A 16,522-nucleotide genomic window follows, 5' to 3' on the forward strand; every position below is an offset into this window, starting at 1 on the left:
CCCGCCGATGCTGCCAGGCGGGTTGTGCAACACCGCCCCGAGGGGCACCATACTAACCCCGGACTCCAGTTATGACTGGTAGAGCTTTGGGGAACACGTCATGCCAAGAGATGGCCGGAGCTTATCTCGCAGTCGGCAAATTTGAGAGCATGCTCATCTCAGCAATGCACATGTGCGACCGCGTCAAGTTGCGAAAGGCGCTCGGACCTGATCAGGGTGCATGGGAGCGATCGGTAGCGAAAAAGGCTTTGCTAGAGGGTTCGACGCTGGGATCGTTGATCAAGATTCTCGAACGCCAAAACGTCGACCATGCTGACATCGCCTATTTGAGATGGATCAAGGATAAACGTGATTACTTTGTCCATCGCCTGTTCCACGAGGGCGCTTGGCCCGGCGAGATGGACGAGCATGAGTGCCAGTTGATGCGCCGGCGGCTCATCGCAATTCAACTCTGGCTGGAACGAGGCGAACGCAACATCTGGGTCATCTTCAAGAGAGCGGGTTTCGTTGAGCTCGATTTGCTCAGTGACGGCGGCTTGCTCGCGATGAATATGGGCATCTACGACATGATCCAAGACGACGTGGCCAGAATGAACGTCGATGATGGCGATAACATATGAATGAAGCTTTGGAGGAGATACCGCAGCAGATCCTAAATCTGGCGTTGGGCGCGTTGGCTCAGGCTAACACGCATGTGGTGTATCTAGATCCAGGGAACGAGCATTGGGAACATATTTGCGTCCTCAACACCGCGCACGCTGGCGAGCTTTCTCTGAGGGCAATCACTGCCCCAAACCAAGCCGTTTCCATCGGCGCTCCCGCGATATGAACGAGTGGTCGAAGTGGGGAAGCCAAAAGTGCCCGCGATCAACCGGGATTGGGTCGAGCTGTCCAACCAAAGCTCTGTCTGAATGGGAAGGCTGCTGACTGTATTGAACACCTCCAAAAGGTGCTACAAGTCCGAGACGAAACCAACCAATGGCAATTGCTAAGCCTTTGATTTCACGATCCGCTCGAACAATTCGACGCCTCCCGTAGGGGTCACCAGCATCTGTCTCAGTGACGGATCGAGGTTTCAAACCTTCGTCAGGGTTTTCGCCAGTGCAGCGTGCCAGCCGGCCGCCAGCGTCGCCCGGGCGTCGGCATCCATCTTCGGCTCGAAACAGTCGCCTCGCACCCAGGTCGCCGCCAGCGCATCCAGATCGGCCCAGACCCCCGTGGCCAGCCCGGCATGGAATGCCGCGCCCAGAGCCGTCGTCTCCAGATGTCGCGGTCGCTCGACCGACACCTGCAGCATGTCCGCCAGAAACTGGCACAGCCAGTCGTTCGCGGCCATGCCGCCGTCGACGCGGATCGTGGCGGGCGGATCGCCACCGTCCGCGACCATCGCCTCCGCCAGATCCATCGTCTGGTATCCCACCGCCTCCAGCGCCGCGCGCGCCAGATGCGCCTGCGTCGATCCCAGCGTCAGCCCGAAGATCGCTCCGCGTGCGTCTGGGTCCCAGTGCGGCGCGCCCAGTCCGACGAAGGCGGGCACCATATAGACGCCGTGGCTATCCGGAACCTGCGTCGCCATGTCGTTGGTTTCGCGGGCATGGGTGATGACGCCGATGCCGTCCCGCAGCCATTTCACCGCTGCGCCCGCGATGAAGATCGATCCTTCCAGCGCATAGGTGATCCGGCCATCCAGCCGATAGGCCGGCGTCGTCAGCAGGCGGTTTTCGGATGCGACCGCCTCCTCGCCCGTATTGAGCAGCATGAAGCAGCCCGTTCCGTAGGTCGATTTGGCCATGCGCGGCTGAAAACACGCCTGTCCGAACAGAGCCGCCTGCTGATCGCCCGCCATGCCCGCAACGGGAATCGTGGCGTCGAACAATCCTGCGGCGGTGTGGCCGAAGATATGGCTGTTGTCGTGCACCTCCGGCAGCATCGCCATCGGCACGTCGAACAGTGCGCACAGCGCCTCGTCCCAGCGTTGCGCATGGATGTCGTACAGCATCGTCCGACCGGCGTTGGTCACATCGGTCGCGTGCACCGCGCCGCCGGTCAGCCGCCACAACAGGAAGCTGTCGATCGTACCGAACGCGAGTTCACCCTTCTCCGCCCGCTCCCGCGCGCCATCGACATGGTCGAGGATCCACGCCAGCTTGGTCGCGGAGAAATACGGATCGAGCAGCAGCCCAGTCTTCGCGCGGACGGCAGGCTCGTGCCCCTCCCCCTTCAGATGCGCGCACAGATCAGCAGTGCGACGGTCCTGCCAGACGATGGCGTTGTGGATGGGCGCGCTCGTCGCCCGATCCCAGACGACCACCGTCTCGCGCTGGTTGGTGATGCCGATACCCGCGATGCCGTCCGCCCCGACGCCGCTCTGGGCGATCGCCTGACGCGCCGTCGACAGCGTGTCGCGCCAGATATCCTCCGGATCATGCTCGACCCAGCCGGGCCGCGGATAATGTTGCGCGAATTCGGTCTGCGCCGTCGCGACGGGACGCGTGTCGGCGTCGAAGACGATCGCGCGGGTCGATGTCGTGCCCTGGTCGATCGCCAGGATATGCGTGCGGTCGGCCAACGTCTCTCTCCCAGTGATCGTCTATTGAGTCGCGCGGGGCGGCAGATATGGTCGGACCAGATACTGGTAGACCGCGGCGCCGGCAGCACCGCCGGCCAGCGGCCCGGCGATCGGTACCCACCAGTAGTTGTCGGGACCGGGCAGCGCGGAATCGCCCCAGCCCATCAGCCAGCAGAACAGGCGCGGCCCGAAATCGCGTGCCGGATTGATCGGCCATCCCTCCAGATACCCCGCCGACGCACCGATGCAGGCGACCAGCAGGCCGATGATGAGCGCGCTGGCGTTCGCCATCGGCGCCTGCGTGTTGAACTCGTCGGTGATCGCGAAGATGCCCAGCAGCAGGATGCCGGTCAGCACCACTTCGTCCCAGAAGGCGTGGATCGGCGTGATGTGCGCGCCGGGCGCGGTGAAGAACACGCCCGCCGCGCCGCCGCCCGCGCGTGTCAGGCCATGCGCGGTGTTGAAGGCCTCGATCACCGGACCGAACAGCTGATAGACCAAAGCCGCGCCGATCATCGCGCCGACGACCTGCGCCGCGACATAGGGCAACACCTTTCGACGCGGGAAATCGCGGAACAGCGTCAGGGCCAGCGTGACCGCGGGATTGGCGTGCGTCCCCGACACCGCGCCGGTGACGTAGATCGCGATCGTCACCGCCAGACCCCAGGCGATGCAGACGCCCCAATAGGCGGTGGCGTAGGGGCTTGGATCGTACAGGATCAGCATCGCGGCGGCGGAATCACCCAATGTGATGATGATCGCGACCGCCAGCGCCTCCGAGATCAGTTCGCCCCTGAGACCGACTCGTCCTGTCATATCCACCCCCGGTGCAGGACCATGCCTGCCCTTGCACGAACACTGTCACGACCTTTCGGACGAACGTCAATCCTTTCGTTTGAAAGTTCGAACGAAGGTCGTCATATTCATTTTCGAAACCGGGCGTGTATCCGGCGAGAGACGAGGTGCCTTTTGGCTCAGCAGATAGCATCCGCCGCGTTCGACGCCGACCTGCTGGTCGTTGGCGGCGGAATCAACGGCGTCGGCATCGCCCGCGACGCGGTCGGTCGCGGCCTGTCCGTGATGCTGGTGGAAAAGGACGATCTCGCCAGCCACACCTCCTCCGCCTCCACCAAGCTGATCCATGGCGGCCTCCGCTATCTGGAATATTACGAGTTCCGGCTGGTGCGGGAAGCGCTGATCGAGCGCGAACGGCTGTGGCGGATGGCCCCCCACATCATCTGGCCGCTGGAGTTCGTCCTGCCCCAGAGCCATTCGCCGCGTCCGGCGTGGCTCGTTCGACTGGGCCTGTTTCTGTACGACCATCTCGGCGGGCGCGAGCGATTGCCCGCGACGCGCACCGTGGCGCTGGATCGCGACAGCGTCGGCAACGGACTGAAGATGGGCGACCCCAAAGCGTTCGTCTATTCCGATTGCTGGGTAGAGGACAGCCGGCTGGTCGCGCTCAACGCGCGGGACGCGGCCGATCGCGGCGCGCGGATCATGACCCACACCGGGCTGGTGACGGCCCGGCGCGCCGAGGACCGCGACGGCGGGTGGATCGCGACGATCGCGGATGGCCAGAGCCGGCGAGACGTTCGTGTCCGTGCCATCGTCAATGCAGCCGGGCCGTGGGTCGCGGCGGTGCTGGGCGAGGTTGCCGATGCGCGCCGCGACCGCGGCGTCCGCCTTATCAAGGGCAGCCATATCGTCGTACCGCGCCTGTACGAGGGCGATCATGCCTTCCTGCTCCAGAACCCTGACAGGCGCGTCGTCTTCGCCATCCCCTATCAGGAGCATTTCACCCTGATCGGCACGACGGACGAAGCGTGGCAGGGCGAGCCGGGCCGCGCGACGATCGATCAGGGCGAGATCGACTATCTGCTGAAAACCGTCGACCGCTATTTCGAACGGCCGGTCGCGCAGGATGACATCGTCTGGACCTATTCGGGCATCCGGCCCCTCTACGACGACCATGCGGCGAACGCCTCCGCCGTGACCCGCGACTATGTCCTCGATCTCGACGGCAGCCCCGGTCGCGCGCCGATGCTCAGCGTCTTCGGCGGCAAGATCACCACCTACCGCAAGCTGGCCGAACACGCCCTGCGGGAACTTACGCCGTTCTTCCCGGATATGGGCAAGGCGTGGACGGCAGGCGCGACATTGCCGGGGGGCGACATGCCCGATGCCGATTTCGGGCGCTATCTCGACGCACTGACCGGCCGCTATCCGCACCTGCCGCAGCCGCTGCTCCGCCGTCTCGCCCGCGCATACGGCATCCGTACCGACATGCTGCTGGGCGACGCGCGCACCGTGGCTGATCTGGGCGAGGATTTCGGCGCCGGCCTGTCCGCGCGCGAAGTCGACTATCTACACGCCGAAGAGTTCGCGACGACGGCGGAGGACATGCTGTTCCGGCGTAGCAAGCTGGGCCTGCACGTTCCCGCCGGCACGGCGCAGCGGATCGACTCCTATCTCTCGGCGCGTCGCAAGATCACCAGCCCGGCCGCGATAGCCTAGATGGCGAAGACCGATCCGATCGCTGGCGCAGACATCGCCACTAGCGCCGATGCGATTGCGGACCGGCATCGCCGCATCCTGGAACTGGCGCGCGGGGCCGGCAGCGTGATGGTCGACGACCTGGCGGAGCGGTTCGGCGTCACGCCGCAGACGATCCGCAAGGATCTGAACCTGCTCGCGCGCAGGTCGATGCTGTCGCGGGTGCATGGCGGCGCGATCGTGACGTCGGGCGTCGACAATCTCGATTACGGCATACGCCGGACCGTTGCGACGGGCGCGAAGGCGGCGATCGGGCGGGCGGCGGCGGCATTGATCCCGAACGGCGCATCGCTGTTCATCAACATCGGCACCACGACGGAGGCGGTGGCCGGCCATCTGGCGCAGCACCGCGACCTGATGGTGGTCACCAACAACCTGAACGTCGTCGACATCCTGAACGGGCGCGAAGACATCGACATGGTCGTCGTCGGCGGTCAGGTCCGCCAGAGCGACCGCGCCGTCGTCGGTGCGCTGGCGATGGAATTCATCCGGTCGTTCAAGGTCGATTACGCGCTGATCGGTGCGTCGGCGATCGATCCGGACGGCAGCCTGATGGATTTCGCGGTGGACGAGGTGCAGGTCACGCGCACGCTGATGCAGCACGCGCGTCAGGTCATCCTCGTCGCCGACTCGTCAAAGATCGGGCGGGCCGCCCCCGTCCGGGTCGGGCCGCTGGACGCGATCGACCACTGGGTGACGGACCGCATCCTCGACCCCGGCCTGCGCCACGCCTGCGCCCGCCACGCCGTGCGGATCGTCGAAACCGACACGCGCTGATCGCGCCGGCACGGGCGCGGGAGGGAGCTCGCGCTCAAGCCCCGAAATCAGGCCCCCGTCCCGCGTTCAGGTCATCGCCAGCGTGGCGCGCCGCCGCCGCGCCGCGCCGCCGACCAGACCGACGCCGGCGATCATCATTGCCCACGTCGCCGGTTCCGGAACCACGGCGATGGCGTCCAGCGTCTCCGCGGCAAAGAACGGCTTCAGGACGCCGTTCGCGTCGGGTGCGAAGAACAAGGCGGTGCCGCCCGACACCGAGGTGGCATAGCCGTAGCGGAAGCTGGCGATGCCCGCCGTCAGCGGATCGTTGCCGATCTGCGCACCGTTCGCGACCAGAGTGCCGCAGCAACCGACATCGTCGTTGACGATGCGGATCGAGGAATTGAGCCCCGCCAGCAGGCCGTTGGCGGCCGCGTTCGCCTGCATACCCTCGGTGAAGGCCGGGCCGGGGAAGGTCGTGTTGAGGCTGGACGCCTCCCCGACCAGCAAAAGGTTGCCGCCGGCACGGACGTAGCGGTCGATCGCCGTCATCTCGTCGCCGGCGAATGCGTCGCTACGGAATTGCAGCACCAGCAGGCCGGCCCCGGCGAGGACATCCGCGGTGATGTCGCCCGGCGTCTGCACGACTTGCACGCCCGGCGTTTCACCGAAGAACCGGACGAGATTTTCGTTGGCGAAGGTCGAGAAGGTGCGTTGCGAGATCACCACGCGCATCGCGCCGCCGCGAAGGCGATCGTAGAACAGGCGATTTCCCGCGTCGCCCGCATCGAACGCGTTCAACGAGAAGGTCGGCGTGAAATCGCCCCCGACGACCAACGTCCCTGCATCCGCCGTGCCTGACAGCATCGCCGTCGCGGTGAAAGCGAGCACCGCCAACATTCTGCGCATTGTGAATCATTCCCCCGATACCGGCCGACGCTAGGCCGGTTTCGGAACACCTGTCAATTTGGGGCAAACAGCCCGAACAGCACATCCGGCGTGGCGCCCGGCCCGGCAGCTAGGCTAGGAACGCGCTGCCCCGGATCGAGCGTGGAGATATTGCCGTGACCACTTCCCCCTGGACGCATCGCCGCCGCAGCGGCGTAGCCGACGACGTCGATTTCGAGATCAAGGGACAGGAACTGCAATTCGTCGAGATCGAACTCGATCCGGGAGAAAGCGCAGTCGCAGAGGCCGGCGCGATGGTGTGGAAGGACGCGTCGATCGAGATGACGACGGTGTTCGGCGACGGATCGGGCGATGCCGGCGGCGGCTTCATGGGCAAGCTGCTCGGTGCGGGCAAGCGGCTGGTGACCAGCGAAAACCTGTTCACAACCGTGTTCACGCACCACGGCCGCGGCAAGGCGCGGGTCGCCTTCGCCTCCCCCACCCCAGGATCGATCCTGCCGCTGAATCTCGCGGATCTTGGCGGCACGCTGATCTGCCAGAAAGACGCGTTCCTCGCCGCGGCGAAGGGCGTATCGATCGGCGTCCAGTTTCAGCGGCGCGTGATGACCGGCCTGTTCGGCGGCGAGGGCTTCGTCATGCAGCGGCTGGACGGCGACGGCTGGGTGTTCGTGCAGATGGGCGGCACCGTCGTGGAGCGCGAATTGCGCCACGGCGAGGAACTGCATGTCGATACCGGCTGCCTCGCGGCCTACACCCCGTCGATCGATTTCGACCTCGTCACGGTGGGTGGCATCCGCACGATGTTCTCCGGCGGCGAGGGCGTATTCTTCGCGCGGTTGCGTGGACCGGGCAAGGTGTGGATCCAGTCGCTGCCCTTCTCCCGCCTTGCGGGACGGATGCTGGCGGCGGCGGGCAGCCGTGGCGGCCAGAACCGTGGCGAGGGATCGGCGCTGGGGTCGCTGGGAGACTGGATCGGCGGCAACGACTGATGTCCGGGCCGGCTGGCGGGACCCCGATAGCGGTCCCGCGCCTGATGGTCATCGTGGCGGCGGCGCTGCTGACGCGGGCGCTGACGCTGGGCAATCCGATCGTCTATTCGGACGAGGAATTCTATTTCGCCGCCGCCCGCGCGATCGGGAACGGGGCGGTGCCGTTCGTCGACATCTGGGACCGCAAGCCGGTCGGGCTGTTCGCGCTGTACCTGCTGCCTGCCGCACTGGCGTGGCCGTGGGGCATCTGGCTGTATCAGGCGTTGGCGCTCACGAGCGCGGCGGCGACCGCCTGGCTGATCGCGCGGCTGGCCGATCGCGCGGGATGGTCGCGGGGCGGGACGACGGCGGGCGTCGCATACCTCGCATGGCTGACGGTCGCGGGCGGTCAGGGCGGGCAGTCGCCGGTATTCTACAATCTGTTCGTCGCCATGGCGGCGTGGTTCGCCACGCGGTCGGATGCGCGGGCGCGCGATGCCATTGCGGCGATGCTGCTGGTCGGCGTCGCGATCCAGATCAAATACACCGCGGGCGTGGAGGGGGTATGGATCGGCCTGTGGCTGATGCACCGCTGCCAGTGCGAGCGGGGCGCATGGTCGGCGGTCGCGCGGGGCGCGTTGCTGGTCGGCATCGCGCTGATCCCGACGCTGGCGGTGGCGCTGTATTATGTAGCGATCGGTGAGTGGACGGCGTTCTTCTACGCCAATGTCCTGTCGATTCTGGGACGACGGCCGGATGCGTTCGGGGCTCTGGCGGGCAATCTGGCGATCTGCGCCGTGATCCTCGGGCCGTTGCTGGCGATGGCGGTGCTGCGCGGGCCGATCGAGGAGGGCGACGTCTTTACCCGCCGGTTCCTGAAGGGTTGGCTGACGGCGGCGCTGATCGCGTTCGCGCTCGTGGCACCGTGGTTCGATCACTATACGCTGCCGGTGATGGTACCCGCCGCGGCATTGGCCGCCGGGTTCCTTGCAAGGCAGGACCAGCGGCGGATCGGATATGGCCTGATCGCGCTGGTGGTCGTGATCGGGCAGGTGTCGCTGGTCGTCGACCGGGTCCGTCGCGGGACTCCGACACAGTTCGCCACGCTGGCGCATGCGATGGGCAGCGGGCCGGGCTGTCTCTACGTCTATTCCTCCAGCACGATGCTCTATCCGGCGACGGGCCGCTGTTCGCTGTCGCGCTACGTCTTTCCCAGCCACCTGACGCGGGTACGGGAGCAGGGCGCGATCGGCGTCGATCAGGCCACGGAGTTGCGTCGCGTGATGGCGGCGGGGCCGTCGGTCGTGGTCGTCGGGCCACCGTATAAGGGTGAGCGCGCGAGCATCCGGGCGCTGGCGCTGGCGCTGATCGCACGCGATTACCGGTTGACGGCGCGGGTGACGCTGGGGCGGAAATCGGTCGCGGTGTATGCGCGGCGGGCGCCGGGGCATACGGCGGCGGTCGCGCGGTTCGACTGAACATCTGCACCGGTTCGGATGCGATCGTCTTAGATTCTACCTATAAATCATCAGCTTCATGGGGTTACGAAGCATCCGTTCCCGTGTCATCTTCGGAATACGCGACGATATTCGAGGTTAATATCGCGGTCGGGGGGATTGATCGATGAAATTATCCTATTATCTGCTCTTGCTGTGCATGCCTCTGACGGCATGTGCCACCGGACCATTTGAATGGAAGTATGGACCGGACAAGATCGTTCCGGGCCAGTTCGCAATCGGTGGCACGCAAGGAACGGTAGTCACATGGCCCTCTCATGCAGTAGGGGCGGTCATCTATCCCGGCACTAAGAGTGCCTGCATCCAAAGTGCGCAGAGCGCCAAAGCCCGGAATATTTCCGGCAACGGTGGACTGACCATCAAGCTGCCCGAGAGTGTGGATGTCAATGCCAACCTCGGACAAATCATCACCGAAGCCGTCGGACTCATTCAAGACAAGAACGACGTTGCCACCTTTGCTGACGTTGCACTATTCCAGGTCTGTACAATTGCCACCAACAACAATCTGAGTCCGGCAGAAGCCGTCATGCTGATTCAGACCGTATTGGCGGCGTCGGTCGACATTGCTCGTGCTCGCCCGGACGCCAATCGATCGAGTCCGAGGGTAACGCCGCCAGTACAACCAGTCAGCGTTACACCTAACACGACGACGACGAGCAATCAGGTTACGGAAACCAAGGCCCAATAGATCGGAGTGCGGGGCTGCTCACCGTCGATCAGCCCCGTTCTTCCGTCCGGCCGACGTCAGGCGTCCAGCGCTTCCTCGTCCAGCCGGGCGGCGTTTTCCTGGATGAAGGCAAAGCGGTGGGCGGGGTTGGTGCCCATCAGGCGATCGACGAGGTCCTTCACCCCCGCCCGCTCCTCATATTCCTGCGGCAGGGTGATGCGGATCATGCTGCGCGTCTTCGGGTCCATCGTCGTTTCGCGAAGCTGTCCGGGGTTCATCTCGCCCAGCCCCTTGAAGCGGCCGACATCGACCTTCTTGCCCCTGAACGCCGTCCGTTCCAGTTCGGCGCGGTGGGCGTCATCGCGCGCGTAGAGCGACTTCGTGCCCGCGGTCAGCCGGTAGAGCGGCGGCTGGGCCAGATACAAATGCCCGCGCCGGACGATGTCGGGCATCTCCTGAAAGAAGAACGTCATCAGCAGCGTCGCGATATGCGCGCCGTCGACATCGGCGTCGGTCATGATGACCACGCGTTCGTAGCGGAGCAGGTCGGCGTTACAGTCCTTGCGCGTGCCGCAGCCGAGCGCGAGGGCGAGGTCGGCGATCTCCTGGTTGGCCATGATCTTGGCCATCGTCGCCGATGCGACGTTCAGGATCTTGCCGCGAATCGGCAGGATCGCCTGCGTCTTGCGGTCGCGCGCCTGTTTCGCCGAACCGCCGGCCGAATCGCCCTCGACGATGAACAGTTCGGTGCCCGCCGGATCGTCCGCCGAACAGTCGGTCAGCTTGCCGGGCAGGCGCAGCTTGCGGGCGGAGGTGGCGGTCTTGCGCTTGACCTCGCGCTCCGCCTTGCGGCGCAGCCGTTCGTCCATGCGATCGAGGACATAGCCGAGCAGCGCCTTGCCCCGCTCCATATTGTGGCCGAGCCAATGGTCGAAATGATCGCGGACCGCGCGCTCGACGAGGCCGGCGGCCTCCGGACTGGTCAGGCGGTCCTTGGTCTGGCTCTGGAATTGCGGTTCGCGGATGAAGACGGACAGCATCAGCTCGCTACCGACCATCACGTCGTCGGCGGTCAGGTCCTTGGCCTTCTTGTTGCCCACCAGCTCGGCGAAATGGCGCAAGGACCGCACCAGCGCCTGTCGCAGCCCCTGTTCGTGGGTGCCACCGTCGGGCGTCGGGATGGTGTTGCAATACCAGCTATAGCTGCCGTCCGACCAGAGCGGCCACGCCACCGCCCATTCGACGCGGCCCTGATCGCCCGGAAAATCCTGACGCCCGGCGAAGAAGTCGGCGGTGGCGCACTCCCGCGCACCCAGTTGCTCGCGCAGGTGATCGCCGAGGCCGCCGGGGAACTGGAACACCGCCTCCGCGGGGCTGTCGCCGTCGATCAGTTCGGGCGCGCATTTCCAGCGGATCTCGACGCCCGCGAACAGATAGGCCTTGGAGCGGGCGAGCTTGTACAGCCGCTGCGGCTTGAAGTTCAGTTCCGGCCCGAAGATCTCAGTATCCGGCGTGAACGCGACCGAGGTGCCGCGCCGGTTAGGGGCCGCGCCGACCGTCTCCAGCGGGCCGAGCGTCACGCCCTTGCTGAAGCGCTGGCGGTAGAGAACGCGTTCCCGGGCGACCTCCACCACCGTGTCGCTCGACAGCGCATTGACCACGGACACGCCGACGCCGTGCAGGCCACCCGAGGTCGCATACGCCTTGCCCGCGAACTTGCCACCGGAATGGAGCGTCGAGAGGATCACCTCCAGCGCCGACTTGTCGGGAAACTTGGGATGCGGATCGACTGGGATGCCGCGGCCATTGTCGACGACGGTCAGCCGATTGCCCGGCTCCAGCGTGACCTCGATGCGGGTGGCGTGGCCGGCGACCGCCTCGTCCATCGCATTGTCCAGCACCTCGGCGGCGAGGTGGTGCAGCGCGCGTTCGTCGGTGCCGCCGACATACATGCCAGGGCGGCGACGGACCGGCTCGAGCCCCTCCAGAACCTCGATCGACGATGCGTCATAGGGGGTGCCGGATTGCGGCGCAGCGAACAGGTCCTCGGCCATGCGCGAACGTATGGGGTACGGGGGAGCGGAGGGCAAGTCGGTGACTCGATCCTCCCCGTCCGCTGGGAGGTTGCACACCGCCGGCGTGACGGAGGGGCAGCCACGAGCGACCCGGCTCGAAGGCCGCCCCTCCACGGCTGCGCGGTCCCCCTCCCCGTGCCGGGGAAGAATGGTGCCCCCAAAGCCCAACTAGCCCTTCGCCAAGCAGATGTGCCTCGCGCCACGCCGCTCCCGCCGTCATTTCGGGGATCATGGCTACCTTACTCGATCCGCACGCGCGCGGGCGCGTCATTCTCGTCGGGGCGGGCCCGGGCGATCCCGGCCTGCTGACGGTGCGCGCCGTGGAGGCGTTGAGGGCGGCCGAGGTGGTCGTCCACGACGGGCTGATCGATCCGCGCGTGCTGGATCTCGCGCCCGCGACCGCGCACCGCATTTCCGTCGCGAAGACGCGGGCGCGGCATACGCTGCCACAGGAGGCGATCAACGCGCTGATCGTCGCGCATGTGAAGGCGGGCAGCGTCGTCATCCGGCTGAAGGGCGGCGACCCGTTCGTGTTCGGTCGCGGCGGCGAGGAGGTCGAGGCGGTGCGCGCAGCCGGCCTGCCGGTCGAGGTCATCCCCGGAGTCTCGGCGGCGCTCGGCTGCGCGGCGGAGGCGATGCTGCCGCTGACGCACCGCGATCATTCCAGCGCCGTCAGCTTCGTGGCGGGCCAGTGCAAGGGTCTGTCCGAACAGGACTGGTCCGGGCTGGCGGGGCAAGGCCGCACGCTCGTCATCTATATGGGCGTTGCGACTGCATCGGATATCGCCGACAAGCTGATGGCAGACGGCGTCGCGCCGGACATGCCGGTCGCGGTGCTGGAAAAAGGCACGCAGCCGGGCCACCGCGCGATGAAGACGCTGCTCGCCGATCTCGGGCCGATGGTGACGCGCGAGGCGGTACGCAGCCCGGCGATCATCGTCGTCGGCGAGGTCGTGGAACTGTCCGACGCGGAGGACAAGCTGGCGCGCTGGGCGCGCGTCGCTGAAGCCGTCGCGGTGGAGGATGCGGCATGAAGTTGCTGACGGGGAACGACCTGCCCACAGGCGACGTGATCTGGTGGACCGGTTCCGGCTGGTCGCGTCATGTCGAGGATGCGGGCGACGTGGGTGCGGACGGCGAAGCGATCGCCCGTGCGGAAGAGGGCGCACGCCGCGTCAATGGACCGTATGTGATCGACGCGACGGCAACCCCCGATGGGCCACGGCCGGCGCACATCAAGGACCGTATCCGCGCGCTCGGCCCGACGGTGCGGCCGGACCTGACCCTGAAGCCCGCCGATCCGGCGGCGGGAAGTTGGGTGATCTGAGACGCCGGCTTGAGCGAGGTGCCCCGCTCAAGCCGGCTGGCCATCGTCAGAACCGTGCCGTCAATCCGACGCGCAACGTCCGGCCCCGGATGGTGTAATAGCTGGAATAGGTGTTCTGGTACTGCCCCACGCCACCGAAGGGGCCGTCTCCGATCAGTGGCGGATCCTTGTCGAACAGGTTCTGCATGTTGAACCGTAGATCGAGATAGCGGTTCACCGCCACGTTGGCCGCGAAGTCGAAGTAGCTATAGGCCGGCAGCCTGGCGATCAGCGGATAGACATCCGGGTTGGTCGGCGTCGGACGCGCCGCAAGCGTCGTATCCTTCGACAATTTGGAAATCTTCGTCGATCCAGTGTAGCGCCATGTCAGGCCGACGCCGCCCTTCACCCAGGGCAATGCCCAGTTGATGCCGGTGACATGCCGCCACTTCGGCGAAGGTTCGCCGCAGTTGAAGCCGTGATACCCGTTGCATTGCCATGTCGGAGTGTTCGGCGCGAACTGGCGGGTTAGCCTGGTCGCGAGCGTGCCGGAGAAGTTGACGGCGAAGGTGCCTGCATTGTCGGCGATCCCCAGTCGCCGCGGATCGATGTTGTAACCGAGGCTGAAGTCGAAACCCTGGCTTTCAGTGCGGCCGGAGTTGCTGTAACGCGCATCGATCTCGGTCACGCGCCCGGTCTGCGGATCGCGCTTGTAGATGTTGCACCAGAAGTTGATCTTCTCGTTATAACACTGGTCGAAGGCCATTCCCCACCGCGACCATTCGAACGCGCCGGTGATGGCGATATTGTACCAGTCGACGGTCGCGGAGAAGCCCGGAATGGAGGTGGGCTGAATGACCACGCCGGCCGTATAGCTGCGCCCACGCTCCGGCTTCAGATCGGGATTGCCGCCGTTGATAAGCGTGGCCCGGCAGAACCCGTTGGCGTCACACGTCGAGTTGCTGGTCAACGCGTCATATTGGGCCCGGGTCATGCCGATCGAGCATTGATCGAACGTATAGCGCTGCAACGCCTGCCCGCTCGTCGGCGCGCGTGGCGGGGAACAGAGGTCCAGCGTCCCGACATTGGGATAGCGATTCTCCCCTTCCAGCCGCTCCAGCACCGGTACGCGCACCGCGCGGTTGTAGCTGCCGCGGAAGCGCAGACCGTCTACCGGTGCCCAGGTGCTCTCCGCCTTCCAGGTGTGGACGAGCTTCTCGTAGGTCGTGTAGTCCGAGACACGATATCCGCCATTGATCGACAGCTCCTGAAAGAACGGCTTGCCCTGGATCAGGGGGATGTCGATCTCGCCCGCCAGTTCGCGCACACGGGCGCGGCCATCGAACTGGGTCCAGCTGCTCCAGACGCCGCTGCCGCGCGACTGCGACCGAACATTGCGCTGTTCGCCGACCAGCGCGAAACCGATACCGCTGTCGGCGAACGGGCTCTTGATCCCGTATTCGCCCAAGGTTCCCGACAGGACGCCCATCATGACCGTCAGGTCGTTCTGCTGCCAGCTCCGCCCGGTGCCCGTCAGATATCCGAAAGTCTCGTCGGACAGGGAGTTGGGCTGGAACGCGTTGGCGGGAACGCAGTCGGGGTCGGTGCCGTCGATCTTCGACAGACAGGTTGGCACGCCGTTGACGTTGCGCGCCTGAAGGCTCCGCGCGAACTTGTCCACATCGCCGGTATAGGTGTTGGTGGTGGAGTTGCGGAAGATATCGCGCGTCCGCAGATAGCTGGCTTCGAACCGGATCGAATCGACGACCGTCCCGCTCACCGCCCCCGATGCGCGCCAGTTCCAGATCCGCGGTGCCATGACCTGCGTGAATTGATCCTTCCACGCGACGACGGTGCTGGCATCCGCCAGCGCCGTGGTGCCCGCAGCACTGCCGCACAAGATCGCTGCCTGCTGTGCCCCCAGAAAGGGATTGTCGCAGTTGATGCGGACATCGCCCGTGTAGAAGGCGTCGGTGACGGCGATCTCGGCGTTCTGTCTGGTCCGGGAGACCATGAAATTGCCGTTGAACTTCAGGTCGGCCATCAAGTCAGCGGAGACGAACATGCCGGCGTTGATGGTCCGATCCGCGCGCTGGATGAAGTCGTTGCGCGGCACCCGTACCTCGTCGTCCGTGCTATAGGGCCGCCACGAACGCGAACCGTCACGCGCGTTGGCGTAATCCACGCCGCCGACGTTGAAGTAGTTATACTGGTTGAACGTCGTACCGTTGCAGACGTAGGTGTCGTTACGGAAGACCTCGGTGTTCAACGGGTTCATCATCAGCGGACAGGTCGTCTGGTCGATATCCGAAAAGCGAACCGGCTTCGCCTCCTTGTAGGTCAGGAAGGCGCTGACGTTCACCTTCTTGTCGAACAGGTCCTGCCCGCCCGCCAGCGACGCGTAGAAATTGCCGCCGCCGAAGAACCGCTCGTTCGGGCTGGGATAGCCCGCTTCCTTGCCGGCCTTCAGCAGGGTCATATTGTCGTTGTGATGCTGGAAGCCGCTGGCTTCGGCATCAAGGACCAACCCGTTGAAACGGCGCTTCAGGATGAAATTGACGACGCCCGCGATCGCGTCCGAACCGTAGACCGCCGAGGCACCGCCGGTCAGCACGTCGATCCGCTCGATCAACGCGCCGGGAACGAGGCCGACGTCATTGTCCAAGCGCTGTCCGTTAAGCAGCGTCAGCGTTCGCCCCTGACCCAGACGACGCAGGTTGATCCCGGCGCGACCGGCAGTCCAGCTATTACCCTGCAGCCCCAGCATCGGCGTGATCTGCGGGATCTGGGACAGTGCATCCTCAATCCGGGCCAGACCGCGTTCCTTGAGAAACGCCTCGTCGATGACGGTGATCGGCGCGTTGCTCTCCATGTTCGGACGCAGGATGCGCGTGCCCGTCACCAGGATTTCCTGATCGTTGGTATCCGCAACGGCGCCATCGGCCGCCGGCTCGGCCCGAACGGCCTCACGGGCCTTCTTCAGCTTCTTCGACTTCTGGACCTTGTCGGGCTTGGCCGCCGCAGACGATGTCTGCGCCGCGACCGGCATGGCGATCAATGCCGTCGTCGCGACTCCGGCCTTCAGCAGAATCCTGCATATGCGCGTCATATTCGCCCCCCCGGGATGATGTTCTGCAATAAAACTCACCTGCAAAAGATGGTTTGTCAAATATATTATACGACGCGGGGCCGCGGAGAT

General features: G+C 65.4%; 13 protein-coding genes. 8 read left to right on the forward strand and 5 right to left on the reverse strand.

Annotation, left to right across the window (positions count from 1 at the left end):
- Positions 1–149: 149 nt before the first annotated feature.
- Positions 150–620 (forward strand): hypothetical protein, encoded by a 471-nt coding sequence (locus ASG07_RS11165; protein ID WP_156361841.1) that lies wholly within the window; start codon positions 150–152, stop codon positions 618–620.
- 455 nt (positions 621–1,075) lie between these two features.
- Here ASG07_RS11165 and glpK read toward each other — a convergent pair whose 3' ends face one another.
- Both glpK and ASG07_RS11175 read right to left on the reverse strand, forming a co-directional pair.
- A complete protein-coding gene (glpK, locus tag ASG07_RS11170; protein ID WP_055846197.1) occupies positions 1,076–2,569 on the reverse strand; it encodes a glycerol kinase GlpK in 1,494 nt (497 codons plus the stop codon).
- A 21-nt stretch (positions 2,570–2,590) separates the two neighbouring features.
- A complete protein-coding gene (locus ASG07_RS11175) occupies positions 2,591–3,385 on the reverse strand; it encodes an MIP/aquaporin family protein (RefSeq protein WP_055846201.1) in 795 nt (264 codons plus the stop codon).
- A gap of 153 nt (positions 3,386–3,538) precedes the next feature.
- On the opposite strand from ASG07_RS11175, the gene ASG07_RS11180 reads away from it, so the two are divergent.
- Together ASG07_RS11180 and ASG07_RS11185 are read left to right on the forward strand one after the other, a co-directional pair.
- Positions 3,539–5,086 (forward strand): glycerol-3-phosphate dehydrogenase, encoded by a 1,548-nt coding sequence (locus ASG07_RS11180; protein WP_236694648.1) that lies wholly within the window; start codon positions 3,539–3,541, stop codon positions 5,084–5,086.
- Positions 5,087–5,902, forward strand: coding sequence for a DeoR/GlpR family DNA-binding transcription regulator (locus ASG07_RS11185; RefSeq protein ID WP_055846205.1), 816 nt, complete (start codon positions 5,087–5,089; stop codon positions 5,900–5,902).
- A gap of 66 nt (positions 5,903–5,968) precedes the next feature.
- On the opposite strand, the gene ASG07_RS17885 is transcribed toward ASG07_RS11185, so the two are convergent.
- Positions 5,969–6,790, reverse strand: coding sequence for a PEPxxWA-CTERM sorting domain-containing protein (locus ASG07_RS17885; RefSeq protein WP_082474750.1), 822 nt, complete (start codon positions 6,788–6,790; stop codon positions 5,969–5,971).
- A gap of 155 nt (positions 6,791–6,945) precedes the next feature.
- On the opposite strand from ASG07_RS17885, the gene ASG07_RS11195 reads away from it, so the two are divergent.
- The 3 genes from ASG07_RS11195 (at position 6,946) to ASG07_RS17260 (ending at position 9,963) form a co-directional block, all read left to right on the forward strand.
- Positions 6,946–7,779: a TIGR00266 family protein gene (locus tag ASG07_RS11195; RefSeq protein WP_055846212.1), complete on the forward strand. Its 834-nt coding sequence runs from the start codon at positions 6,946–6,948 to the stop codon at positions 7,777–7,779.
- Positions 7,780–7,823: 44 nt separating this feature from the next.
- Entirely contained in the window at positions 7,824–9,236 is a 1,413-nt protein-coding gene (locus tag ASG07_RS11200) for a hypothetical protein (protein ID WP_082474751.1), read from the forward strand.
- A gap of 145 nt (positions 9,237–9,381) precedes the next feature.
- Positions 9,382–9,963, forward strand: coding sequence for a hypothetical protein (locus ASG07_RS17260; protein ID WP_156361842.1), 582 nt, complete (start codon positions 9,382–9,384; stop codon positions 9,961–9,963).
- 56 nt (positions 9,964–10,019) lie between these two features.
- Here the strand turns inward: ASG07_RS17260 and parE are convergent, their stop codons facing one another.
- On the reverse strand, positions 10,020–11,996 hold the full coding sequence (gene parE / locus ASG07_RS11205; RefSeq protein WP_055846219.1) for a DNA topoisomerase IV subunit B: 1,977 nt from the start codon (positions 11,994–11,996) through the stop codon (positions 10,020–10,022).
- Between the two features lie 251 nt (positions 11,997–12,247).
- On the opposite strand from parE, the gene cobA reads away from it, so the two are divergent.
- Positions 12,248–13,051, forward strand: coding sequence for a uroporphyrinogen-III C-methyltransferase (gene cobA / locus ASG07_RS11210; RefSeq protein ID WP_055846223.1), 804 nt, complete (start codon positions 12,248–12,250; stop codon positions 13,049–13,051).
- Positions 13,048–13,344, forward strand: a complete 297-nt coding sequence (locus ASG07_RS11215) for a DUF2849 domain-containing protein (protein ID WP_055846226.1) — start codon at positions 13,048–13,050, stop codon at positions 13,342–13,344. The genes cobA and ASG07_RS11215 overlap by 4 nt, the downstream gene beginning before the upstream one ends.
- 46 nt (positions 13,345–13,390) lie before the next feature.
- On the opposite strand, the gene ASG07_RS11220 is transcribed toward ASG07_RS11215, so the two are convergent.
- A complete protein-coding gene (locus ASG07_RS11220; RefSeq protein ID WP_055846229.1) occupies positions 13,391–16,432 on the reverse strand; it encodes a TonB-dependent receptor domain-containing protein in 3,042 nt (1,013 codons plus the stop codon).
- Positions 16,433–16,522 lie beyond the last annotated feature (90 nt).

Source organism: Sphingomonas sp. Leaf343 (genome assembly GCF_001423765.1).
Taxonomy (GTDB): domain Bacteria; phylum Pseudomonadota; class Alphaproteobacteria; order Sphingomonadales; family Sphingomonadaceae; genus Sphingomonas.

What these genes read in the sequence shown, in the direction of transcription:
- ASG07_RS11165 (WP_156361841.1), top strand. Translation starts at nt 150, where the DNA reads ATGCTCATCTCAGCAATGCACATGTGCGACCGCGTCAAGTTGCGAAAG.
- ASG07_RS11175 (WP_055846201.1), bottom strand. Translation starts at nt 3,385, where the DNA reads ATGACAGGACGAGTCGGTCTCAGGGGCGAACTGATCTCGGAGGCGCTG.
- ASG07_RS11185 (WP_055846205.1), top strand. Translation starts at nt 5,087, where the DNA reads ATGGCGAAGACCGATCCGATCGCTGGCGCAGACATCGCCACTAGCGCC.
- ASG07_RS17885 (WP_082474750.1), bottom strand. Translation starts at nt 6,790, where the DNA reads ATGCGCAGAATGTTGGCGGTGCTCGCTTTCACCGCGACGGCGATGCTG.
- ASG07_RS11200 (WP_082474751.1), top strand. Translation starts at nt 7,824, where the DNA reads ATGGTCATCGTGGCGGCGGCGCTGCTGACGCGGGCGCTGACGCTGGGC.
- ASG07_RS17260 (WP_156361842.1), top strand. Translation starts at nt 9,382, where the DNA reads ATGAAATTATCCTATTATCTGCTCTTGCTGTGCATGCCTCTGACGGCA.
- parE (WP_055846219.1), bottom strand. Translation starts at nt 11,996, where the DNA reads ATGGCCGAGGACCTGTTCGCTGCGCCGCAATCCGGCACCCCCTATGAC.
- cobA (WP_055846223.1), top strand. Translation starts at nt 12,248, where the DNA reads ATGGCTACCTTACTCGATCCGCACGCGCGCGGGCGCGTCATTCTCGTC.
- ASG07_RS11215 (WP_055846226.1), top strand. Translation starts at nt 13,048, where the DNA reads ATGAAGTTGCTGACGGGGAACGACCTGCCCACAGGCGACGTGATCTGG.
- ASG07_RS11220 (WP_055846229.1), bottom strand. Translation starts at nt 16,432, where the DNA reads ATGACGCGCATATGCAGGATTCTGCTGAAGGCCGGAGTCGCGACGACG.